The organism is Bacillus sp. OTU530 (genome assembly GCF_038440375.1).
The window spans coordinates 1-21,476 of the sequence record NZ_JASATP010000029.1; the positions used below are offsets into that span (position 1 = coordinate 1).

Genomic DNA, 21,476 nt, shown 5'->3' on the forward strand with positions numbered 1-21,476 from the left:
AAAAAAAGGCCTGTTGTACATGATGTACTTCAGGCCTTTTTATATGAAAATAGGACAAACTCTTATATTTTTCAAAATACATTGTAAAACATTTATTTTTCTGTCTACAATGGAATCTATATAGAACACTTCACCTTTTAAAAGCGAGGAAATAACTATGGAAGAATTACAGCAAAATCAAAAGCTTTCTGTTCCACTGCTTAGTGCTTCACTATTTCGGAATTCCAATTTCTTGTATTTGTGGGCAGCCACGCTATTTTCCAGCTTTGCGCTTGCCTTTTTTATGTTTTCACAAACGTGGTATATCGTTAAAACGCTTGATTTAGAAGCATCTCTTGGCCTGGTCTTCCTTGCCTCAAGTGTACCGCGTCTCATCTTTATGATTGTCGGTGGTGCGGTCGCTGACAAGTTTCCAAAGAAAAACATCATGTTTTTTTCCAATCTCATTCGGGCCATTCTTGTAGGGTCTATCCTTGTTTGGCTGCTTTTCGGCCATATCACCTTATATACATTCATGTTGTTTGCCTTGTTTTTCGGCTTGGCTGATGCGTTTTTTTGGTCTGCAGACGGTTCTATCTTGCCAGAGCTAGTAAAAAAGGACAAGCTCACGCAAGCTAACTCTATTACACAAATGACAAACCAGTCGTCACTTATTCTCGGTCCAATGCTGGCTGGTGTAATTATTAAAGTCGGCGACTACGAAACAATTTTCATCATTACGATCGTCATGCTCATCATCTCAGCTATTCTTGTACAATATATTCAGATGGAGGCACAAAAAGAAGAGCAGCAGCACAATAAAGATATGCTTACTTCGATTAAAGAAGGGATTTTGTATGTAAAACAGTCCCCTTTTCTGACAACTCTGTTGATTTGCAGCGCCTTCTTAAATTTCTTTCTAATTGGACCTATGCAAATCGGCTTCCCAATTTTCGTGAAAACCGTTCTGCACGGCGACTCCCTGCACTTTAGCTATTTAGAGGGTTCTGCCGGGGGCGGCATGGCAGTGGGCGCTATTCTTGTTGCTGTGTTAAACATTAGAAAACATCGCGGCTGGTTTTGTATCATCATGCTCTTTTTATCAGGTGTTTCCTTCTTTCTGCTCAATTACACTGAAACGCTCTGGCAGGCGCTGCTTGCAGCATCCATATTCGGTATAACACTTGCTATGGCAGCAATTCCACTTATGAGCGTGATTCAATCAACCGTACAGGAGGATATGATGGGACGAGTTATGAGTCTGCTTATGCTATCCTCAATGGGATTGATTCCCGTATCATATGCAGGGGCATCCCTTCTCTTAACACTTGGCCTATCCGTTTTAACAATTATGAAGCTCGGGGCCATCGCTCTTATTTTATTTGTTCTATTCGTTGCACTTCGTGTGCCCACTGTGCGGACGTTTGATTAAACTTACAGGGAAAACTGTTATACGTACAACAAAAGCATCGGCTGCGCGATGCTTTTGTTGTACGTTATATATTATTTCGTTTCCATCATTCTTCTACAACGTCAGTTTTCTGCCATTCTTTTGTTTATGTTGACGCCATAATACTTTCACAATAATACTCGTACGTATAAACATATACACGTATCCGCCCATAACAAATAATGCCCAGTTTTCTCCCTTCTGCAGCGCCGTTAAAAAATTGCCGTATTCTGTACCACTTTGTCCAATGGAGTTTACGAGAAATATGATCGGAACAGACAATAAAAACATGAGATTAAACAAGTTAAACATTCTCTCCCGCGGATGATTGCTGCCTGTTAGTACATGCATAACCGTGAGTGCTAAACCAATTGCAATGCACAAGTAGTAGCAAATCCAAACCCACGGCGGCAAGGTTGGTGCAATAGCCGCATTAACTTCCTGAACCATAGCTATCCCCCTCTACATCCTGTACATATTCGAAATGCTGTTTCCAATTCCCTTTCTTACTTCAAGCTTTTTATACCCTGTGATGCAAAAGTTATAAAAAAAGACAAATTCTTGTCATAAAATTTGCCTGCCTTTCATGATAATAGTTATATCAACACTTGGCGATGCTCTCCAACACATATACTATATTCCTAAAATTTCCGACTACATTGAATTGTCTTCAAGCTGGAAATTTATACTTTCCTACAGTGGTAAAGAAAACTCGCCGATTGGCGAGCCCTGCACTTGGGCGAAGACAGAGACGTAGTTGCCCTTATGCTTTGTTCCTAAAATTTCTCACTACGTCGAATTGGCTTCCAGCTAGAAATTTATACTTTCTTAAAGTGAAAAAAAGAACCCTCCCGTTCCAGAGAAGATTCCTTGTAAGCATATAATTTTTATCATTTACTAGTAGCCATAACCGTAGCCGTAACCATAGCCTCCGCCAAAGCCTCTGCCATAACCTCCGCCCCAGCTTGCACCAACAATAATCAACAGAATAAATAGAACTACGATAATCGCAAACCCAAAACCAAATCTATGACCATGGCCATGGCCACGTCCGCAGTTTCTGTCATTTGCACCTTGTACGACATTTTCACTCATCTGTCTTCCTCCTTATGTTAAAAGTCTTAGGAATCATTTCCTAAAACCAATAGACTCGATGTATACTATTCATCTGAAAGGGACATGGGATGGGCAAAAAACAAAAACAGGCTTACACCTAGAGCATGTTTTTCTCGCGCCGCCTGCACTATCGTGGCTATTGGTGAGCCGTTAGGCGAAAACAGCAGCATAGTCGCACTTACATCTTATTCCTAAAATCCCCCGCTACATTGATCTCTCTTCTAGTTGAAAATTTATACTTCTAAAGAATAATAAAAAAAGACTGATAGCATGTGCGTATCAGTCTTTTTTACCGTCTCTCCATTCGGCTGCAGATAAACAATGGAGAAACGCGAAGGCATCTGGCGTATCCTTCGATTATACATTTAAATAATGAAAAAACTCTGTTAGGCTAATCCCTAGTGCTAAACATATTTTCCGCAGAGAAGAGATTGTTGTACTACGCTGTCCCCGTTCAATCATACCAATGAAGTTTTTATGAAGTTCAGCTCGTTCCGCAAGCTCGGCCTGGGAAAGTCCTTTTCGCAGCCTCTCACTTTTGATCGTGTTTCCAATTTGAACCAACAATTCATCCTGTCTTTCCACTTTCAATCACCAACGTATAGTATATTACAAAAAGAACCACTATGGTGTGTAAAAATGATTACAAAAGTAACTTTTATAAGAATTTTTATAAGCTTTATTTATATTGAACTACCCCCACTTACTCGTTAACGCTCCTTTCCCACAAGGGGACTTCCGTTGGTCGAAGGTGGGAGATTCCGTATCCTCTTCCTAAGAAGCGAAATACAGAGCCATTCAACAGGCTTCTCATAGGGCAAATAGGGAGAGCTCACACTTTCTTGTAAGGGATAAATGTCACCGAGGCGACTTTGCCTCTTGCAAGGAGTGATAGCTGCTTCTCTTTTTTCACCCTATACGTGTTGCGATGTTCTTGCATCAATGCGCCCACCATTCTGGAGCTAGATCCTCTGGCCTTTGCGGCAAAATGGTGGTAATGCAAGAACAGATTGTGCCACTCCAAATGAAGTCAGGCTTCTGTTTCTTCTAACCAAACATGCTAGGCGATTGCCTAGCCGACATTCATCCCCCACTTACCACTGGGCTACGCCCATCACGTGCTTGAAGTGGAAGTCTTCTGTCGGAAAATGATAAAATACCCACTCTTTTCTTGTCCCTTCTTAGAGACAAACATGCAACATCCTTGCCTTGATTTCCGGACAGGCAATTCAGTGTTGTCTATACAATCCTTTGAAAATACAAAGCTCCCATAGACAGCTCCAAATCACGGCAAACAGCTTCTTGACCTGTGCATGCAGCGTGATTATTGTTCACTCCAATGATTCATACTAATCGACATACTTGACCATGTATTCCCTAACTATATCATACCCAAACTAGACAATATTGACAAGCATTTAAACGTTGCTATTTGCGTTCCTATCATTCGCAATATTTCATGTTTTATCCAAAATTTCTACTTATTAACAAGTCTATTAAACCATTACTTTCTTTGATTCAGTACTAAACAAACTAGACCCTCTCAACACACGAATTTCGCAATTCATTGTCAAGAAGGTCAACAATATGAACCGTTATAGGCACGCACTTATCAAGGCCGATTCTAGGACTGTGACCCTCTCTGTAGACGCAGCAGGATTCTCTGCCCTCTACGCATGCTTTGTTCTGCGGAAAAACTGAATTACTGCCGGTGATTTATTCAGCTTTGCAGTACTAACACTGCTCTGGCGTTCCTGCATTTGCCGCTGTACGGAACGAGGAACCGCAACCGCATGTTGCGATAGCATTTGGATTATCAATCGTAAATCCACCGCCAAGCATAGATTGCTTATAATCGATTTTTACTCCTTGTAAAATCGGAGCATCTTGTTTATCAATAAGGAATTTCACACCGTGAAACTCGAGTATCTCATCCTGCTCATTCGCATCCTTCTCGAAGCCTAAACCGTAGGAAAGACCACTGCAGCCGCCGCCATTTACTGCAAGGCGTACATATTGCTCGCCTTCCCCGGCCTCTTTAATCATTTCTTGAATTTGGTATGCTGCTTGTTCTGTTACAATAATCATCTATAACACCTTCCCTTCTTGCCCTATTATACCCTTTAGACATCTCTCTCCTCAAACAGAGAGACTTGCTTAATGTTGGTAGCCTTTAGTAATAATATATGCCGGTGCAAATCGTTTCAGCAGGACCCTTCATCAAGACAGTACCATCTTCTGTCCAGGTGATAAACAAATCGCCCCCTGCCAAATGAACAATTGTCTCCACGCCTTTTTCCATTTTATCGTTTAACACAGCCGCAACTACCGCAGCACATGCTCCTGTTCCACACGCTTGCGTTATACCAGAGCCTCGCTCCCATACGCGAAAATTCATTTCCTTCTCATTAACAATCTCAACAAATTCTACATTTACACTATCTGGGAACATTTCATGCTTTTCTAATACCGGACCAAGTGTTGTAAGCGGTGCATCTTCAATACGATCCACAAAAATCACGCCGTGCGGATTCCCCATAGAAACGGCAGTCAGCTCATAACGGCGATTTTCATATAAAAACTCTTCGATGATAAACGGTGTTTCTCCTTCTCCAAGCATCGGGATTTCGCTTCTTGTCAAGCGCGGTTGCCCCATATCAATTGTAACAAGCGTTACCTTTCCGTCCTGAACCGTCACTTCTGCGTGCACCGGTCCGGACAACGTATCAATCGAGAATACTGTATCCTCTACTAAGTTATGCTCGTACGCATACTTTGCTACGCAGCGCAAACCGTTACCACAGCTTCTCGCCTCAGAACCATCACGGTTAAAAATCCGCATTTTCACCGGTGCGTTCTCCGAAGGACAAACTAAAATCATACCGTCCGAGCCAATCCCAGTGTTTACATCTGAGACTCGACGGGCAAGTTCCGGGAGCATTGCCTCCTCTAGCTGTTCTTCAAACAGATTGACGTAAATATAATTATTACCAAGACCATGCATTTTCGTAAAGGAAAATTGATTCATCTTTTACTCCACTCCAAAAAATATATTTATCTAAGTATAAAATGAGATGTTTTTGAACACAATAGAGATATCCCCCGTTTCTCATTATAAAAGGAAAAGCCCATTAGATAGGGTTTTTTCTTTTTTTATACTTAAATAATAAAGTATCAGGGCAACTACGCCTCTGGCTGCGCCTAAGAGCAGGACTTGCCCATCGGCGAGTTTTCTTTACACTGTAAGAACGTATAAATTTTTAGCCGGATGCCAGTTCGACGTAGCGAGAAATTTTAGGAATACAGTATAAGTGCAACTACGCCTCTGTCTACGCCCAAGAGCAGGGCTTGCCATTCGGCGAGTTTTCTTTATTTTATCCAAAAGTGGAAAAGCATCGCCTATAAGGCCATGCTTAAAACATTGGATTTTCTTCCAAATATTCATATATATTTTCAATGAGCTTGTCCGGTGTCTCTCCTGTTACGACCTCTCCGTTTACTAAAGCGTAAGGGCCATCATAACAAATACCGCAATAGCCGAGACAACCGTACTCAATGACATCTAGATTTGAATCCTTCTCCAGCACCGCCCGCGCCTTTTGCGAACCGTTCGCCAGATTGCTGACACAAAACTCAATAATCGGTTTTATCACTACTTCTCACCTCACTCCCCTTACTGTAATCATTTTTATTTTTTTCGTCAATATTCTTATTTTCCTTATATTTACCTAATATTCATTGCTATTTTTTCATGAATTCGTTATATTTTTGTTGGGCATCATACGAAGAAAGTTTTGTCAATATGATTTCTATATGCAAAAGAACCATTCTATAGTAAAGGGGGACTCCCTCATGAAGCACCTTGTACTTGTCGGTGGCGGATACGGCGGAATGAGAGTCTTACAACGTTTTCTTCCAAACGATCTTCCGGACGATGTTCAGATTACTTTGATTGACAAAGTTCCATACCATTGCTTTAAAACAGAATACTATGCACTTGTAGCAGGCACAACCTCGGATACGCATGTTCGCATGGCATTTCCAGACCATTCTCGCTTAGAGAAGAAATACGGTGAAGTTGTTCATATTGATCTTGAAAATTGCTTCGTAGAACTGAAGAACGGGGAAAAAATTCAGTATGACGACGTTGTGATCGGACTCGGCTGTGAGGACAAATATCATAACGTACCTGGTGCCCAGGAACATACACTAAGTCTGCAATCCATTGAAAAAGCGCGACAAGCATACCAGCATCTAAACGATTTAAAACCGAATGCAGTAGTTGGCATTGTTGGCGCAGGCCTAAGCGGAGTTGAGGTTGCAAGTGAATTACGCGAAAGCCGATCAGATTTGACAATTTACTTATTTGACCGCGGCTCACGCATCCTCTCCATGTTCTCTGAGCGTCTAAGCTACTATGTGGAGGATTGGTTTATCGATCACGATGTAACAATTATCCGTAATTCTAACATTACGAAGGTAGAACCAGGCATTGTATATAACCACGACGAAGCGCTGCCATGCGATGCAATTGTCTGGACAGCAGGCATTCAGGCACACCATATTGTACAACAGCTGCCAGCCGAAAAAGATAACATGGGACGTGTTCTAACAACAAAGTACCATAACATACCAAATTTCGAGAATGCTTATGTGATTGGAGATTGTGCGCACGCCAATCATGCACCGTCCGCCCAGCTAGCTGAGGCACAGGCTGAGCAAGTTGTCAGCATCCTGCAAAAAAAATGGAAGAATGAGCCGCTTCCAGAGGAGATGCCTATCATCAAGCTCAAAGGGGTACTCGGCTCCCTCGGGAAAAAACGTGGATTTGGCTTACTAGCTAACCAAACACTCGTCGGACGTGTGCCGCGTTTATTAAAATCGGGGTTGCTTTGGATGTACAAACATCATAATGGATAAAAGAGCGAGGATCTCGCTCTTTTTTTACACTTTTAAGAAATGAAGTATAAATTTCTAACCGGAAAGACAGTCAACATCGTTACAAATATTTTTCAATCTCCTCATATACATCCTTCAAGCGCGGATTTCCTTCCCCCACAATACAATCATTCACAAGGACAACTGGGTAAAATAATTCTTCGTCTACAACACGCTGCGCAAACAATTGCTTACGGGGATTGTCCTGCTGTTCAAAAATATCGATATACTCAAATTGAAACAATTGCTCTGGATACTTACGTCTGATTGCCGCCTGCAACCATTCAAATGTCTCAATTGATGAAGGCATGCCAACGCAGCTAGCACAAATCACCTTTGCCCCATAAACGCTAATTTTTACCATACATCACCCTCCTGACATGCTAGCTTTAAAATGCATATACTATAAGAGAAGATTCTGTTTGTCTGATCTCATTGTGGAAAGCTAAGAGATATCAATAGATTTTTCGCTTTATAATGATTATAATAAAAGAGAAGAAAGGAGTCGATAACAATGGCAAACGAAAACATGTTTGAAGAAGTTCAGGAAGTATTAGATAAATTACGTCCATTCTTGCTTCGCGATGGCGGAGACGTAGAATTGGTTGACATTGAAGAGGGTATTGTAAAATTACGTTTGATGGGTGCTTGCGGCAGCTGCCCGAGCTCTACTATCACATTAAAAGCAGGTATTGAGCGTGCTCTTTTAGAAGAAGTTCCCGGCGTTGTAGAAGTAGAACAAGTATTCTAAAGAGAGAACGGGTCCTGTCCTTAGGCGAAGACAGAGACGTAATTGCACTTACACTTTGTTCTTACAATTTCCTGCTAGATGGAATGCGCTTCTATCTGGAAATTTATGCGTTCTTAAAGCGTAATACAAAAAGCACACTCGTCCCTTGAAAAGAGTTATATATTCTTTTCTTTTACTTTTAAAGAAAACTCGCCGATTGGCGAGCCCCGCTCTTGGGCGAAGACAGAGGCATAGTTGCCCTTATACTGTATGCCTAAAATTTCCGACTACGTCGAATTCACCTCTAGCTGGAAATTTATACTTTCTTACAGTGTAAAAAAAGCTGCTGCTTAAAAATCAGCTTTTTAGGGCAGATGCTTGTGATAGATGAAATTGAAAAGAGACCTTTTTAGAAGGTCTCTTTTTTGTCACCTTTAGAACCATCTTTAAACGTACTGCTTCATACTGGGGACTAGCCTTAGTACGGCCATCTCACAAGTTTGAAACGTCCGCTCTGTTTAACGCTGCAGCCAGTCAATTTCTCGAATACCAAGTTTTTGAATAGGAAGGTGTACCATTTTATAAAAACCGCTCAGAAAGCTCTCAAACTCACTGGAGCGTTCGACCATCTGTTGGAGGTTCTCATAGTGCATACTTCGCACCTCCTCCTTGTTGGTTAAGTAATATCCTTCGACTATTTCAAAATACTGCAACGGACAGAGGAGACGGGCAAACAGCATCCGCCATCCAAAGGAAGAGAGGGGGCTTACGCTTTCATAATCGGTGAGAAACTGCAGAATCCGTTTCTCGGCATCATCCTGCTCTTCCATGTAAGTGTGACGGATCCACTCTGCCAAATCGCGGGTTGGGTGATCGTATACCCATTCCACCGGGATCTTGATACGCTTTGTTTTTTGCCATGTTTGCGATGTGAAGCGCTGCTGGCAAATAGCAGCAGCATCAGTTAGCTTTGGATCATCGTCTAATTCGGTATCTACAACGTACTGAATTGCGTTTTCTGTTATTCCTAAGTAATATGGGAACGATTCAATAAATAGTCTCTCAAACGGATCAGCAGGATGAGTACCGGCTTTTCCTTGCCAAAACTTTTCGAGTTGGTCAAGCCGCTTTTCCCAAAGGCCTTTCCATTCACCAATACGATTCAATTCTATAATTTCTTCTGGAAACAGCTTGCTGCGTTCATGGAAGGCTGCCAACTCCTTCCCTTCGCTCAGATTAGGTATCTGTCGGTCCATCTGCCGCATAGTTTTGAGCAAGCAATAGTTTTGGTTCGCGATTTCACTTACATAATAACCGTGTATAGTCGGAACAAAGGAGGCCACACTCAAATCTCCTTGCTCTGTCATATAATCACTCAATTTTTTCATCTCAACAAGCTCCTCTTCTTGAAACTTGCCGACAGGCACGAGGATGTACACCTTGTTGCGAATCCAAAAACTTTGGTACGGGCCGAATGAAGCAAGCTCGCTAACGGTGATTTGATATTGATCGAACAACTCTTGTATCATCTATTTCACCTCGTGTTTTTACTTCTATGTATATGAACGTGTTCGATTGTTTTACCTATTTTTTCATAGGTGTTGTCTCGTCACATAATAAAGCGTCTTTACGTATAGAATATTAAAAAGAAAAGGTGATATGATGACTAAAGGAAAACAAATTGGCGAAAAAGCAATGGAGCTTCTGCAACAGCGCGGCGTAACGATTGAGCATATCGCAGAGCTTGTTTATTTCCTGCAAAAAGACTACCATCCAAATCTTGCTATGGAAGACTGCCGCTATAACGTAGAACGCGTATTATCAAAACGTGAGGTACAAAATGCGCTTGTCACCGGAATACAGCTTGATATGCTAGCGGAGAAAGGCCTACTAGAAGAACCTTTGCAAACTATTATAAAAAATGATGAAGGCTTGTATGGAATTGATGAGGTTGTCGCTTTGTCCATCGTCAATGTATATGGCTCTATTGGGTTTACAAACTTCGGGTATGTAGACAAAGTAAAGCCAGGTATTTTAAAAATGTTGAATGATAAATCCAGCGGATATGTGCATACATTTTTAGACGACATCATCGGTGCGATTGCTGCTGCAGCATCCAGCCGCCTTGCCCACCGCGCAGCACATGCAGAATAGAAAACAGCAACAGCTGATCTGCTCTTATAGTAAAACCACGCGTGTCTAAAACGCATGGTTCCATGTAAGGTATTTATAGCAGCCTTCCGTGTGTTCCCTTACCACGGAAGGCTCTTTCTTCTTTTTTACACTTTAAGAAAGTATAAATTTCTAGCAGGAAGATAATTCGACGTAGTTAGAAATTTTAGGAACAAAGTATAAGGGCAACTACGCCTTTGTCTTCGCCCAAGGGCAGGGCTCGCCAATCGGCGAGTTTTCTTTAGCGGCTTTATTTCAATAATCCTACCATTTCAAGCCCATGCAGGATGCCATTTTCTTGAACGTCCTTTGTAACATGCTTAGCTGCCTTTTTTACGTCATCAGGCGCATTTCCCATTGCAACACTATTTCCCACAAATTGCAGCATTTCAATATCATTTAAGCCATCACCAAAAGCATACACTCGTTCCGCCGTGAAATCGAATGCATCCATCACAGCCTGCAGCCCTCTTGCTTTAGATCCTCCCGCAGGCAAAACATCGGTTGATAGCGGATGCCAACGTACAAAACGAAACTGTTCAAACGCATCTGCATATTGTGCTTCATCTTCATTCTTACAAAATAATAAAGATTGATAGATTTCACGTTCCTCAAGATATTTCGGATTATGTGTTGGGTAACGATCAATTTTTAACGTACTCATGCTTTCTTCCATGTAAGGATGGTTCTCAACCGTTGCCTTCATATCTTCATGATCCATATAGACTAGCGGATGGTCATTTGTCGCAGCAGCACGAGTAAGGGCTGCTAGTGTTTCGGTCGACAACGGATTTTTATAAAGAACCTTATTATTTGCGACTACATACTGTCCATTGTAGCTTACATACGTATCAATCTCTAATTCCTTGCGAAGCTCTTCAAACATAAAAGGAGCACGTCCGGTAGCAATTGCAACCTCATGTCCTTTTTCCTTTAATGCTCCAATTGCCTGCTTCGTAGCGAGCGGCAATTGTTTGTCATGATCCAAAAGCGTCCCGTCTATATCAAAGAAAATTAGTTGTTGTTTCATCGTATCTCCCGCCCCTATGAATCGTATTGTGATAAAAGTAAGTAAATTACTTTGCTTCCCTCGCTATTATATAAGAAATCGATTCCAAAATCTAGAATATCCCCTTTGGCAGGGGATACTATATTTTATCTATCCACTCCGTCAAAGAATGGATCACATGTGTTGGCTGTGTTTCATACTCGCGCAGTTTTTCAACAGTCGTGACCCCTGTATGCACAAGCAATGTGTCCAGTCCAGCCTGAATACCTGCCATAATATCAGTGTCATAGTTGTCCCCAACCATAATTGTTTCTTCCTTTGTTGTCCCTATCACCTTTAGCGCTTGCTCCGTAATAATGGATTCAGGCTTGCCAATAAAAATAGGTTTTGTCTCCGTTGACACAGCAACAACAGAGGTAAGAGAACCATTTCCTGGCATCATACCGCGTTCTGTCGGCAACGCAATATCCCCATTTGTCGAAATAAAGGTTGCACCGTTGCGCACGGCTAGACATGCTTTTGCAAGCTTTTCATATGTAATATCGCGGTCGATACCCATTACGACAAAATCCGGGTTGGTATCATCAAAGGTAAACCCTTTCTCTACAAGCGCTGCATGCAATCCTTCTTCACCAATCATGTAAATCGTAGCAGTAGGCTTTTGTTCATAAATAAAGTTTGCCGTTGCTTGACTTGTTGTAAATACTTGCTCCGGTGCCGCTGGAATATCCAGACTCATTAGCTTGTCCGCTACCTGCTCAGGCTTACGCGATGAGTTATTTGTCACAAATAAGTATGGTATCCCTTTCTCTTGCAAAGCTTTCACAAAATCGCTTGCTTCCTCAATCTTTTCTTCCCCTTTATACATCGTTCCATCTAAATCAATCAAATAACTTTTATATGATTTCATCTTTTCCTTCTCCTTTACATATGGAACCGTTTTTATTCCGAATCAAAAAAGCGTTTACACGGCTTGGACGTAATTCTGTATACGCAGGCTTAATCTGCCATATGCACAAGAAACTGCTATAACCGCAGTAAATAGGATAAAATCCCAATACAACTTTTCTTCCAGATTCCCTCTCATAGGTTCGTAAACGCTGACACAGGACCGAGCTCTTGCTCGAGATAACGACGTACATGGGAAGGATACGCCTCAATGACAGCACGTTGTTCCTGCAAAGCTGCTATTACTTGTTCATGCTGCACGCTTATATAATCTTGTACAAGCATCTTGCGAAGACGGACAATCTCCTTTAGTCCCTCTCCCTCTTTCAACTGTACGACCTTTTCATCCACTAAAATGTCGATAATATCCTCATAACTTCCTGGATCTCTCATAATAAAGCCATCAATGATCGCATTCCCAACATCTAAAATACAATCAATCATAAGCTGTGCCATTCGTTCTAGAGCATATTGATCGATCTGCTGTACGTACTCCTCCTTAGCAGAAAAAACAGCCATTGTCTGCTCCAAACATTGCAGTGTTTGTTCAATTTTTTTCCGATCTACGAAATACATATCTGTCACCCTTTACCTTTTTACTTTAATGAAAGCCTGCCGATTAGCGAAGACAGCGGCGTAGTTGTACTGACACTTCATTCCTAAAATTTCCGAATACATCGAAGCTGGAAATTTATACTTCCTTAAGGTGTGATAAAAAAGCGCACTCTTTTAGAAAATATTCACTTTCATTGTAGCGCTTTATACAGGAAAAATCGATATTTTTCAAATTCAACTTTCCTCCTCACTCTGTTATAGTTAAAAGAGGGTACATGTATTAAAACTGGAGACAACAAGCAGCTCGCTCCTCTGTACCAAACATCTCGTTGCAATTCAGCTCTTCATAATCTAAATTCAAAGCTATGCTCAAAGTAGAGCGGTAAAAAAGGGGGTAAAACATATGTCAGAACGTTTTTTTCTGTATGATGATACTGTAACAACGCAAACACGTTTTGTTAGCTTTATGGGGGAAAAAGAGCGTTACGATTTAGCATTGGTTATATCTGACCGTTATTACGGTAAAGTATTGGTTCTAGATATTTTGCGAAACAAGTTTGCCATTATCGGCCGAGATGATCTAGACGAACCTGGATATTTAGAACATGCATATGATCTTGATGAAGAGGGAGCAGAAGAGCTGCGTTCATTTTTATATGAAGTCATTATGTAACCGTTTTATTAAAGAAAACTCGCTGATTGGCGAGCCGCTAGGCGAAGACAGAAGCGTAGTTGCCCTTATACTGCATTCCTAGAATTCCTAAATGCGTCAAATGGGATTCCAGCTGGAAATCTATACTTTCCTACAGCACAAAAAAGTGTAAGCGCCTTTTCTTAGCTTAACAGGCATACAAGGCGCTTTTTTCTTTTATTCCAAAAATTATCCTGAAGGCAGGAGCAGACCGTGGAACGGGACAATGTCCCAAGCTTCTTGCTATTTTCATCCCCCTCAAAAAAAAACGTACAGATTGTAATCCGTACGTTTCACTTTTTTATTTTCTTCAAGACGAAATACGCACAGCCAAAATTACAAAACTCATACAAGTACTCAGACAATGTGCTGATTCTCGTATCATATGTTGCGCGTTGGCTGCTGTCTTCAAAAAAACCGCGAAGCCTCAGCTGATTATAGCCCCAATCACCAACAATATAATCGTATTTATTTAAAATTTCAGCATAGCGCTCTTTAAACGCCTGTTCGTTAAAGCCCTCTCTATATTCGTCCATCAGTTCGTAGGAAATGTTGTTGATGGTGACCGTTTTCGTTATTTCTTCTTTTTGTTCCATCGCTTTGCCTTTCCTTTCTGCGCATGATTATCCTAATCCTATCATAAAGAGTGACAACCAACAATTTCTAATCTGAAAAAGGCATTACTGACAAATGATAAGTCTAAGGAGGTGAAAGTAATGAAGAGACTATTGCTAACAACCGTTGCCGCCCTTTCCCTCTTAACAGCCTGTCAGGCCAGGGATACAGCTGAAGTGGGAAAAGGGGGTGATGCGCTTCAGCAGGAAGAGGGCGGGCGTGTCCTTCTATCCAATGAGGGAAATACAAATAGCATGTACAGACATGACTCCAATACGGGCGAGATGCGATATGCCACAACAAATATGGGGTATTCACGCAGACAAAAAAATGACAGTGCAGACCGTAACCGCAATCAGGTTGCCTATATTGACAGAGAAAGACTTGCCAATATTATTACCGATCTAGAAATTAAGATGCCGGACGTAACAGATGCAGCAACGATGGTGACGGACGATGAAGTATTTGTTGTCTATCGGGCTAACACAACCAATCCAAAGCTCGTTCAAGATCAGGTCCGCAAAACCGCTCTCTCTGTCGTACCGCGCTACTATCATGTATATACCTCCACAGAGCAGAAGCTAATGACACAAATGGAGGGCTTAAAATCTGGAAAAATGAACAACACCGAATTCTCTCACACAATTGACATGTTAAAGCGGGAAATGAGCACCAACCCGCATTTGAACAATCAACGTGATGATTCGATGCAAAATACGGTGAAATAGTACAAGCAGCTGAATGTTCAGCTGCTTGTTTTCCTCGGAGAAAGGCTCGCTTTAGTTCGCTTGTGCATTATGCTCCTGTGCAGATTTTACTTGCTCATCAGCATGATAAGACGAGCGGACAAGCGGACCCGCCTCACAATGGCTGAAGCCTTTCGATAGTGCAATTTCCTTAAGTTCTGCAAATTCGGCTGGAGACCAATATTTTACAACTGGTAAATGCTTCTTAGTTGGCTGCAGGTATTGTCCAAGAGTAACAATATTAACATTGTTAGCACGTAAATCGTCCAATGCCTCCACAATTTCTTCCTTCGTTTCTCCAAGCCCAATCATAATGCTTGATTTCGTTGGAATATCTGGCTGCATTTCCTTTGCACGGCGTAAAAATTCAAGAGAGCGATCATATTTTGCACGTGCACGAACACGATCAGATAAGCGACGTACTGTCTCAATGTTATGGTTGAGAATATCAGGACGCGCATCCATTAGCATTCTTAGATTTTCCTCCACACCACCCATATCAGAAGGCAATACTTCAATAGATGTGAATGGATTTTTACGGCGTACTGCGCGAACTGTTTCCGCAAAGACTGCCGCTCCCCCATCCTTCAAATCATCGCGGGCAACTGCTGTAATTACAACGTGCTTCAAGTTCATTTGGAAGACAGAGTCTGCTACACGCTCCGGCTCCTGAAGATCTAATTCTGTTGGTAAACCTGTTTTGACCGCGCAGAAACGGCACGCACGTGTACAAATAGCCCCAAGAATCATAAAGGTTGCCGTTCTTCTTACCGCCCAACATTCATGAATATTCGGGCATTTTGCCTCTTCACAAACCGTATGCAGGTTTTCCGAGCGCATCATTTTCTTTAGGCTCGTATAGTTTTCGTTTGTGTTTAATTTAATTTTTAACCACTCTGGCTTACGCACATGTTCCGGTTTATTTGTCATAATCATCACTCCACTTTTTTCCGCATACTTCACAGTAACATATCTATTTTAAAGGAATTTTGCAAAATGCTCAAACATTGTGTGCCATTACCATTAATTTCCCATTATGAAATATCGTGTATATCCCAAACTATAAAGAGTAACGGCTGGAAAGGAGCTTATACCCGTGTATAAAAAACTCTTCCTTCTCATGAGCATTAGTTTGCTTCTTCTTCAAGGAAAAGTATACGGAGAGGCAAATGATAAAGAGAAGATTTACAAAAAACGAATGGCATTATATAAGGAAATGGAAAGTGTAACATTTATTCCTTGGTATTACTACGCTGCAATCGATCAGTATGAGCGCAGCGTTCGATCTGTACGACGCGATATTCCGAAAAAGCAAAACGGTGTGATTTCCATTTATTTCAGACCAGAAATGTGGTCCGGTCCTAATAATCCAAACCAAGGAGATAGTAATCCTTACACAATTGGGTTATTTGGAGGAATGGGATTAGATGGGAATGGAGATGGCTCCGCTGACTCAAATAATGACAGAGATGCATTGTATACGATGGCTACAACACTCAGCCATTTCGGAACAGATCGTGACCATTTAAAAATTGCACTTTGGGAGTATTATCAACGCGCCAAAACAGTTGAAATTATTTTAGGGTATGCCCGTATTTATCATCATTACGGCCGGTTACAAATTGAAGGAAATGCGTTTCCTGTACCAGTGCGAAGCAATCATAGCTACCGCAGTACCTTTGGTGATAAACGAAGCTTCGGCGGAAGGCGCATGCATGAAGGGACAGATATCTTTGCCGCTCACGGCGTTCCTGTTCGCGCAACATGCTACGGCATTATAGAATTAAAGGGCTGGAACCGTCTAGGCGGTTGGCGCATCGGGATTCGTGATCTAAACAACAACTATCATTATTACGCTCACCTAGGAGGCTTTGCAAAGAATATAGCGATTGGACAAATTGTCGAGCCAGGTACCGTAATTGGCTTCGTCGGCAACACTGGCTATGGACCGCCAGGAACAGCAGGAAAATTCCCGCCGCATCTTCACTATGGAACATATAAAGATAACGGCTATATGGAATGGGCATACGACCCGTACTATCAGCTTAGCTTTTGGGAACGTCAGGAACGGCAAGCGCTTAAGAAAAACCGGTAAATCAAGCTGGAGGTTTATACTTTCCTACAGTGTAAAAATAACGAAGAGGTATATGATCTAACATGTCATGTACCTCTTTTTACTATCAATTATGAATTCTTTTCCTTTATAGCAGGAAGTGCCGGACTTGCACCATTTGTTCCGCCATTATGATAGTAACTCGGAACGTCTCCCTGAATAATCTTGATCATGAGCGGAATATCCGTTTTGACCGTCGTTTCCTTCGTCTCAAACGGAATAATAACCTTCAGCATCACCTCGACCTCCATAACAACCTGCACCATCGCATTATTAATCCCATACGGCTTAACTTGCTCCTTTACCTTTGCGCTTACATTTCCAACAGTTGTAAAGCTAACAGGAATTTTAGGTCCTATGTTTCCGAGAATGGCGTTCTTCGTTACCTGTCCGAGAGGTACCGTGAATAGGATGCCCTCATCAGCTAAACTTTTTGCCAAATTGACCTTTGTCGTTCCTTGAATGCCTAGCTTCTCAACATTTCCCTTTTCCGCTGCATGCAAATATTTTTCCATAGTAGTTGTCGTAGACGTCACGATGGAGCTTACCATTTGTGCATCAACATCGACAGATGATACATTGCCATCGTTATCCTTTTCCACTTTTACAAGTTTTTCTGTGTTTAATCCTTCTGACAGCCTATCCTCTACAGCCTTTGTCATAATAACAATAGCAAGCCGCTTCGTTTCTACTTCCGCATAAGACATCAGCGTCGGTTCAATACCTTTATTTACAAGCCATAGTCCTTGAACGCTCAGCACGAGAAAAATGAAAAATGAAATCATCAGCACATACCGGAATGGGAGCGGACCGCGGCGAAGCCTGAAGCTGCGTCGTATTCTGCGCATACAAAAACCCCTCCTTCCTAACCATATGTATGCAGAAAGAAGGGACAATATCTGTCAAATCATTTTTAGTATTGCATCGCGACCAATCATGCCGACTGTAATACCGAGTTTCTCAGCTTCATACGTGACAGATTCTAAAGGTGCCTCAAGAAGCTGTTCAATCGTACGTACACCTACTGCACGCCCTGCAATAATGCCGCGATCACGCAGCTTTTCGTTCAATAAAGCAACATCAAGCGCACCACACATAATATAGCCCTTCTCGCTCATCACCGCTAGCAGATTTGTTTTTGGGAGCTTCACGCTTACCGCCAAAAAGGTATGATTGTCGATGACAATGGGCTCCAATGTAACCATTGCTTCTCACACTCCTCTCCTTTTATCTGTATGAAAGGAGAAAGCAGATGTTACAATTTCATTAAAGTGTCTTGTAATACGTCACGCAGCAGCTCCGGCAGAAAATACTTTTTCTCAGTCGCATTTGCAAGCTCAGGATAAATGTATCCAAATGTAAACATATCAAGCGTGCCCACTGAATACACCCGCTCCGGCTCAAGCGGGCGTCCATTCACCAGTACCTCTTTTAACAACAGCTTATTCCCCGGAATGTCGTCAGGAGTCACTTCGAGGCCAGAATAAATCATTTTCCCCATTACTTTGCCGCGAAAACCAAGACCCTTAATTTCTAGCTGCTCAGTCTGTGGTCTATGCGCTTTAATAATGACCTCCCGCAATGTTTTTCCTGTAATAAGCAAACGGCATGGATTAATAGGATGAGGACAAGTACGGTGAATATCCCGGCGCGTAATATGTCCCTGAGGAAGTGAATCAAGCAGCACTCCTGCATTCAGCATGCCAATTTCCGCATCACACCACTCCTTTAAAGAATCTGCGAGCATTTTATTGAATGCTGTTTCTTCATACCAATGTGCGTGCAAAGTTTCTTTTAATTCAACAACAGGCTCATTCATTAGCTGTTCACTTTCTTCCTGCAGCATCCGCATGCTCTGATCCATCCCAGCATCAGTATATCCGCCAAGAAGCTTAGAGGGGATCACACGTGCCTGCTTGCTTATAAGCTTCTTCTTTGTAAATTGCAGCTTGACATGCCCCACGTACTGTCCCCATTTCCCCGTACAGCAAAGAAGGGTGTCGTTCACAAGCAGTCCGGTTTCAAACAAGTGATGCGTATGCGCACCAAGAATAACATCAATATCATAATGCTCAGCGATGTATTCATCCTCATTGCGCCCAAGATGAGATAAAAGAATAACCGCATCTGCCTGATGCCGAATCTCCGCCAATACCTCCTCTAACGCCTCATATGGGTCACTAACTTTCCAGCCAAGCTGCGAATAGAACGCCTCATATGCAACTGTAAGGCCAAAAAATGCAATGACAGCTCCGTTTGGCAATGTGTACAGATCATACAGCTTCGTCCAGCTCGGACGACTTCCGTTCTCTTCAAATAAATTTGCAAGCAGCACTTGAAACTTTGCTTCTTCATACAGCTCAGCTAATTGCTTTTTAGAGAGCGTAATGCCTTCATTATTTCCGATGGTTACATAATCGTACCCTGCCTCGTTCAATAGCTTTACATTCCCCTTGCCGCCCGTTGCTTCAGAAATCACATGGAATCTATCGATATGATCACCAATGTCTAATATAAAAGCAGCTTCTCCCTGCTGCTTATGCCTTTGTTTCTCCTGCCGGACAAACCGGGAAATAGAACTCCATTCTTCAAAATGACTATGTAAATCATTGGTATGGTATAAATGAACGACTGCTTCTTGGTCTGGTTTCAGAAAACAACACTCCTCTCTCCGTTTGCCCATCTTCTTTATCGTTTTTAGCTCAGAAGACTCCCTCCTCAACTTGTGTGGAGGCGGGAGTGTTCAACTTACTTGCGTACAATATAGAAGGAAATGACAATTGTACAAGTCTCTTACTTTAAATTATGTTATTTCAACAAGAAAAATCAATAAAAAGAGCAGGTTTCTAAAAGAGATTTTTTCTTAGAAAAGCGGACATAATCCGGTTTATCGGCTAAAGGAGATATATCCGATAAGCTGCTTTATATTCAAATCAAACAGGCTTTAGGAACGTTCCCTAAAGCCTGTTTGATTTGTTTCACTATAACATCTAATCCGTTAAGGCAATAAGAGTCTTAACCGATAGAACCTTCCATCTCGAACTTAATGAGACGGTTCATTTCAACTGCATATTCCATTGGAAGCTCACGTGTGAATGGCTCGATGAAGCCCATAACAATCATTTCTGTTGCTTCCTGCTCAGAAATACCACGGCTCATGAGATAGAATAATTGCTCTTCAGATACCTTTGATACCTTCGCTTCATGCTCAAGTGAGATATTGTCGTTCAAAATCTCATTGTATGGGATTGTATCGGATGTGGATTGGTTATCCATAATGAGCGTATCACACTCGATGTTTGAACGGGAACCTTCCGCTTTACGACCAAAGTGAACAATACCACGATATGTCACTTTTCCACCGTGCTTTGAAATAGACTTAGACACAATTGTGGAGGATGTGTTTGGCGCTAAGTGAATCATTTTCGCACCTGCATCCTGATGCTGACCTTTACCAGCAATTGCGATAGAAAGCGTCAAGCCACGTGCACCTTCTCCTTTTAGGATAACCGCAGGGTATTTCATTGTCAGCTTAGACCCGATATTACCGTCAATCCATTCCATTGTCGCATTCGCTTCACAAACTGTCCGCTTCGTTACAAGATTGTAGACGTTGTTTGCCCAGTTTTGAATCGTTGTATAACGGCAGTAGCCGCCCTTTTTCACGATAATTTCTACAACGGCACTATGCAGTGAGTTTGTTGTATAAACAGGAGCTGTACAACCTTCTACATAGTGAACGTGCGCATCCTCATCAACAACAATTAATGTACGCTCAAACTGTCCCATGTTTTCAGAGTTAATACGGAAATACGCTTGCAAAGGTGTATCAACCTTAACTCCTTTTGGAACGTAGATGAAAGAGCCTCCAGACCAAACTGCAGAGTTTAATGCTGAGAATTTGTTATCAGTTGGAGGAACTACCTTTCCGAAATGCTCACGGAAAATATCCTCATTCTCTTTAAGAGCGCTGTCTGTATCTTTAAATACGATTCCAAGCGCTTCAAGGTCTTCCTTCATGTTGTGATATACAACCTCAGATTCATACTGAGCGGATACACCCGCAAGGTATTTTTGCTCTGCTTCCGGAATACCCAGTTTATCAAATGTTGCTTTAATTTCATCAGGTACTTCATCCCAAGACTTTTCGGACTTCTCAGATGGCTTTACGTAATACGTGATTTCATCGAAGTTTAAGTCATTTAAGTCTCCGCCCCATTGCGGCATTGGCATGTTGTAGAAATGCTCCAGTGACTTCAAACGGAAGTCAAGCATCCACTGTGGCTCACCCTTCATGCGGGAGATTTCTTCTACGATTTCTTTTGTTAATCCGCGCTTAGAACGGAAAATTGATACGTCTTTATCTTTAAATCCATATTTATAATCGCCGATATCCGGCATTTGCTTCGCCATT

General features: G+C 41.9%; 24 protein-coding genes. 7 read left to right on the forward strand and 17 right to left on the reverse strand.

Annotated features, from left to right (window positions below):
• The first annotated feature begins 157 nt into the window (after positions 1–157).
• Positions 158–1,411 carry an MFS transporter gene (locus tag AAHB12_RS19420; RefSeq protein WP_342046596.1) on the forward strand — a complete coding sequence of 418 codons (1,254 nt, stop codon included), beginning with the start codon at positions 158–160 and terminating at the stop codon, positions 1,409–1,411.
• Between the two features lie 93 nt (positions 1,412–1,504).
• Here AAHB12_RS19420 and AAHB12_RS19425 read toward each other — a convergent pair whose 3' ends face one another.
• The 6 genes from AAHB12_RS19425 to AAHB12_RS19450 all read right to left on the reverse strand — a co-directional run bounded on the left by AAHB12_RS19425 (position 1,505) and on the right by AAHB12_RS19450 (position 6,198).
• A complete protein-coding gene (locus tag AAHB12_RS19425; protein ID WP_342046597.1) occupies positions 1,505–1,879 on the reverse strand; it encodes a hypothetical protein in 375 nt (124 codons plus the stop codon).
• 447 nt (positions 1,880–2,326) lie between these two features.
• On the reverse strand, positions 2,327–2,524 hold the full coding sequence (locus AAHB12_RS19430) for a YjcZ family sporulation protein (RefSeq protein ID WP_342046598.1): 198 nt from the start codon (positions 2,522–2,524) through the stop codon (positions 2,327–2,329).
• A 378-nt stretch (positions 2,525–2,902) separates the two neighbouring features.
• Positions 2,903–3,130, reverse strand: coding sequence for a helix-turn-helix domain-containing protein (locus AAHB12_RS19435; RefSeq protein ID WP_205650969.1), 228 nt, complete (start codon positions 3,128–3,130; stop codon positions 2,903–2,905).
• A 1,149-nt stretch (positions 3,131–4,279) separates the two neighbouring features.
• Positions 4,280–4,633, reverse strand: a complete 354-nt coding sequence (locus AAHB12_RS19440) for a HesB/IscA family protein (protein ID WP_129729417.1) — start codon at positions 4,631–4,633, stop codon at positions 4,280–4,282.
• 85 nt (positions 4,634–4,718) lie between these two features.
• Positions 4,719–5,573, reverse strand: a complete 855-nt coding sequence (gene dapF / locus AAHB12_RS19445) for a diaminopimelate epimerase (protein ID WP_129729419.1) — start codon at positions 5,571–5,573, stop codon at positions 4,719–4,721.
• Positions 5,574–5,958: 385 nt separating this feature from the next.
• On the reverse strand, positions 5,959–6,198 hold the full coding sequence (locus AAHB12_RS19450; RefSeq protein WP_129729421.1) for a YuzB family protein: 240 nt from the start codon (positions 6,196–6,198) through the stop codon (positions 5,959–5,961).
• Positions 6,199–6,397: 199 nt separating this feature from the next.
• Between AAHB12_RS19450 and AAHB12_RS19455 the strand changes: the two genes are divergently transcribed.
• Complete coding sequence (locus tag AAHB12_RS19455; RefSeq protein WP_129729423.1) at positions 6,398–7,465, forward strand: NAD(P)/FAD-dependent oxidoreductase; 1,068 nt, start codon at positions 6,398–6,400, stop codon at positions 7,463–7,465.
• Positions 7,466–7,544: 79 nt separating this feature from the next.
• Here AAHB12_RS19455 and AAHB12_RS19460 read toward each other — a convergent pair whose 3' ends face one another.
• Positions 7,545–7,847 (reverse strand): YuzD family protein, encoded by a 303-nt coding sequence (locus AAHB12_RS19460; RefSeq protein WP_129729425.1) that lies wholly within the window; start codon positions 7,845–7,847, stop codon positions 7,545–7,547.
• 150 nt (positions 7,848–7,997) lie between these two features.
• Between AAHB12_RS19460 and AAHB12_RS19465 the strand changes: the two genes are divergently transcribed.
• On the forward strand, positions 7,998–8,234 hold the full coding sequence (locus AAHB12_RS19465; RefSeq protein WP_129729427.1) for a NifU family protein: 237 nt from the start codon (positions 7,998–8,000) through the stop codon (positions 8,232–8,234).
• Positions 8,235–8,731: 497 nt separating this feature from the next.
• Here the strand turns inward: AAHB12_RS19465 and yutH are convergent, their stop codons facing one another.
• A complete protein-coding gene (gene yutH, locus AAHB12_RS19470) occupies positions 8,732–9,742 on the reverse strand; it encodes a spore coat putative kinase YutH (protein WP_342046600.1) in 1,011 nt (336 codons plus the stop codon).
• Between the two features lie 133 nt (positions 9,743–9,875).
• On the opposite strand from yutH, the gene AAHB12_RS19475 reads away from it, so the two are divergent.
• Positions 9,876–10,367, forward strand: a complete 492-nt coding sequence (locus AAHB12_RS19475; RefSeq protein ID WP_342046648.1) for a phosphatidylglycerophosphatase A family protein — start codon at positions 9,876–9,878, stop codon at positions 10,365–10,367.
• A gap of 268 nt (positions 10,368–10,635) precedes the next feature.
• Here the strand turns inward: AAHB12_RS19475 and AAHB12_RS19480 are convergent, their stop codons facing one another.
• From AAHB12_RS19480 to AAHB12_RS19490, 3 genes are all read right to left on the reverse strand, one after another.
• Complete coding sequence (locus AAHB12_RS19480) at positions 10,636–11,415, reverse strand: Cof-type HAD-IIB family hydrolase (RefSeq protein WP_342046601.1); 780 nt, start codon at positions 11,413–11,415, stop codon at positions 10,636–10,638.
• A gap of 118 nt (positions 11,416–11,533) precedes the next feature.
• Complete coding sequence (locus tag AAHB12_RS19485; protein ID WP_342046602.1) at positions 11,534–12,304, reverse strand: TIGR01457 family HAD-type hydrolase; 771 nt, start codon at positions 12,302–12,304, stop codon at positions 11,534–11,536.
• Between the two features lie 173 nt (positions 12,305–12,477).
• Entirely contained in the window at positions 12,478–12,918 is a 441-nt protein-coding gene (locus AAHB12_RS19490; protein ID WP_129729437.1) for a DUF86 domain-containing protein, read from the reverse strand.
• A gap of 382 nt (positions 12,919–13,300) precedes the next feature.
• On the opposite strand from AAHB12_RS19490, the gene AAHB12_RS19495 reads away from it, so the two are divergent.
• Positions 13,301–13,570, forward strand: a complete 270-nt coding sequence (locus AAHB12_RS19495) for a DUF3055 domain-containing protein (RefSeq protein ID WP_129729439.1) — start codon at positions 13,301–13,303, stop codon at positions 13,568–13,570.
• A 311-nt stretch (positions 13,571–13,881) separates the two neighbouring features.
• On the opposite strand, the gene AAHB12_RS19500 is transcribed toward AAHB12_RS19495, so the two are convergent.
• A complete protein-coding gene (locus AAHB12_RS19500) occupies positions 13,882–14,184 on the reverse strand; it encodes a YutD family protein (protein WP_129729441.1) in 303 nt (100 codons plus the stop codon).
• 120 nt (positions 14,185–14,304) lie between these two features.
• On the opposite strand from AAHB12_RS19500, the gene AAHB12_RS19505 reads away from it, so the two are divergent.
• Positions 14,305–14,931: a YhcN/YlaJ family sporulation lipoprotein gene (locus AAHB12_RS19505; RefSeq protein WP_129729443.1), complete on the forward strand. Its 627-nt coding sequence runs from the start codon at positions 14,305–14,307 to the stop codon at positions 14,929–14,931.
• 51 nt (positions 14,932–14,982) lie between these two features.
• On the opposite strand, the gene lipA is transcribed toward AAHB12_RS19505, so the two are convergent.
• The gene (gene lipA, locus AAHB12_RS19510; protein WP_342046603.1) at positions 14,983–15,879 is read right to left on the reverse strand and encodes a lipoyl synthase; all 897 of its coding nucleotides are present in this window, start codon (positions 15,877–15,879) and stop codon (positions 14,983–14,985) included.
• 190 nt (positions 15,880–16,069) lie between these two features.
• Between lipA and AAHB12_RS19515 the strand changes: the two genes are divergently transcribed.
• Positions 16,070–17,044: a M23 family metallopeptidase gene (locus AAHB12_RS19515; RefSeq protein WP_446715589.1), complete on the forward strand. Its 975-nt coding sequence runs from the start codon at positions 16,070–16,072 to the stop codon at positions 17,042–17,044.
• Between the two features lie 89 nt (positions 17,045–17,133).
• Here the strand turns inward: AAHB12_RS19515 and yunB are convergent, their stop codons facing one another.
• From yunB to sufB, 4 genes are all read right to left on the reverse strand, one after another.
• The gene (gene yunB, locus AAHB12_RS19520) at positions 17,134–17,910 is read right to left on the reverse strand and encodes a sporulation protein YunB (RefSeq protein WP_342046606.1); all 777 of its coding nucleotides are present in this window, start codon (positions 17,908–17,910) and stop codon (positions 17,134–17,136) included.
• 54 nt (positions 17,911–17,964) lie between these two features.
• A complete protein-coding gene (locus AAHB12_RS19525) occupies positions 17,965–18,267 on the reverse strand; it encodes a YunC family protein (protein ID WP_342046607.1) in 303 nt (100 codons plus the stop codon).
• A 50-nt stretch (positions 18,268–18,317) separates the two neighbouring features.
• On the reverse strand, positions 18,318–19,745 hold the full coding sequence (locus AAHB12_RS19530) for a bifunctional metallophosphatase/5'-nucleotidase (RefSeq protein WP_342046609.1): 1,428 nt from the start codon (positions 19,743–19,745) through the stop codon (positions 18,318–18,320).
• Between the two features lie 332 nt (positions 19,746–20,077).
• Complete coding sequence (gene sufB / locus AAHB12_RS19535) at positions 20,078–21,475, reverse strand: Fe-S cluster assembly protein SufB (protein ID WP_129729455.1); 1,398 nt, start codon at positions 21,473–21,475, stop codon at positions 20,078–20,080.
• Position 21,476: the final 1 nt, after the last annotated feature.

Bases quoted from the DNA above. Each gene is read 5' to 3' on its own strand.
- AAHB12_RS19515 (WP_446715589.1), top strand. From the start codon at position 16,070: ATGAGCATTAGTTTGCTTCTTCTTCAAGGAAAAGTATACGGAGAGGCA.
- AAHB12_RS19505 (WP_129729443.1), top strand. From the start codon at position 14,305: ATGAAGAGACTATTGCTAACAACCGTTGCCGCCCTTTCCCTCTTAACA.
- AAHB12_RS19465 (WP_129729427.1), top strand. From the start codon at position 7,998: ATGGCAAACGAAAACATGTTTGAAGAAGTTCAGGAAGTATTAGATAAA.
- AAHB12_RS19460 (WP_129729425.1), bottom strand. From the start codon at position 7,847: ATGGTAAAAATTAGCGTTTATGGGGCAAAGGTGATTTGTGCTAGCTGC.
- yutH (WP_342046600.1), bottom strand. From the start codon at position 9,742: ATGATACAAGAGTTGTTCGATCAATATCAAATCACCGTTAGCGAGCTT.
- AAHB12_RS19420 (WP_342046596.1), top strand. From the start codon at position 158: ATGGAAGAATTACAGCAAAATCAAAAGCTTTCTGTTCCACTGCTTAGT.
- AAHB12_RS19525 (WP_342046607.1), bottom strand. From the start codon at position 18,267: ATGGTTACATTGGAGCCCATTGTCATCGACAATCATACCTTTTTGGCG.
- AAHB12_RS19475 (WP_342046648.1), top strand. From the start codon at position 9,876: ATGACTAAAGGAAAACAAATTGGCGAAAAAGCAATGGAGCTTCTGCAA.
- AAHB12_RS19425 (WP_342046597.1), bottom strand. From the start codon at position 1,879: ATGGTTCAGGAAGTTAATGCGGCTATTGCACCAACCTTGCCGCCGTGG.
- AAHB12_RS19440 (WP_129729417.1), bottom strand. From the start codon at position 4,633: ATGATTATTGTAACAGAACAAGCAGCATACCAAATTCAAGAAATGATT.
- lipA (WP_342046603.1), bottom strand. From the start codon at position 15,879: ATGACAAATAAACCGGAACATGTGCGTAAGCCAGAGTGGTTAAAAATT.
- AAHB12_RS19530 (WP_342046609.1), bottom strand. From the start codon at position 19,745: ATGGGCAAACGGAGAGAGGAGTGTTGTTTTCTGAAACCAGACCAAGAA.
- AAHB12_RS19430 (WP_342046598.1), bottom strand. From the start codon at position 2,524: ATGAGTGAAAATGTCGTACAAGGTGCAAATGACAGAAACTGCGGACGT.
- AAHB12_RS19455 (WP_129729423.1), top strand. From the start codon at position 6,398: ATGAAGCACCTTGTACTTGTCGGTGGCGGATACGGCGGAATGAGAGTC.
- AAHB12_RS19480 (WP_342046601.1), bottom strand. From the start codon at position 11,415: ATGAAACAACAACTAATTTTCTTTGATATAGACGGGACGCTTTTGGAT.
- AAHB12_RS19490 (WP_129729437.1), bottom strand. From the start codon at position 12,918: ATGTATTTCGTAGATCGGAAAAAAATTGAACAAACACTGCAATGTTTG.
- yunB (WP_342046606.1), bottom strand. From the start codon at position 17,910: ATGCGCAGAATACGACGCAGCTTCAGGCTTCGCCGCGGTCCGCTCCCA.
- AAHB12_RS19500 (WP_129729441.1), bottom strand. From the start codon at position 14,184: ATGGAACAAAAAGAAGAAATAACGAAAACGGTCACCATCAACAACATT.
- sufB (WP_129729455.1), bottom strand. From the start codon at position 21,475: ATGGCGAAGCAAATGCCGGATATCGGCGATTATAAATATGGATTTAAA.
- AAHB12_RS19495 (WP_129729439.1), top strand. From the start codon at position 13,301: ATGTCAGAACGTTTTTTTCTGTATGATGATACTGTAACAACGCAAACA.
- dapF (WP_129729419.1), bottom strand. From the start codon at position 5,573: ATGAATCAATTTTCCTTTACGAAAATGCATGGTCTTGGTAATAATTAT.
- AAHB12_RS19485 (WP_342046602.1), bottom strand. From the start codon at position 12,304: ATGAAATCATATAAAAGTTATTTGATTGATTTAGATGGAACGATGTAT.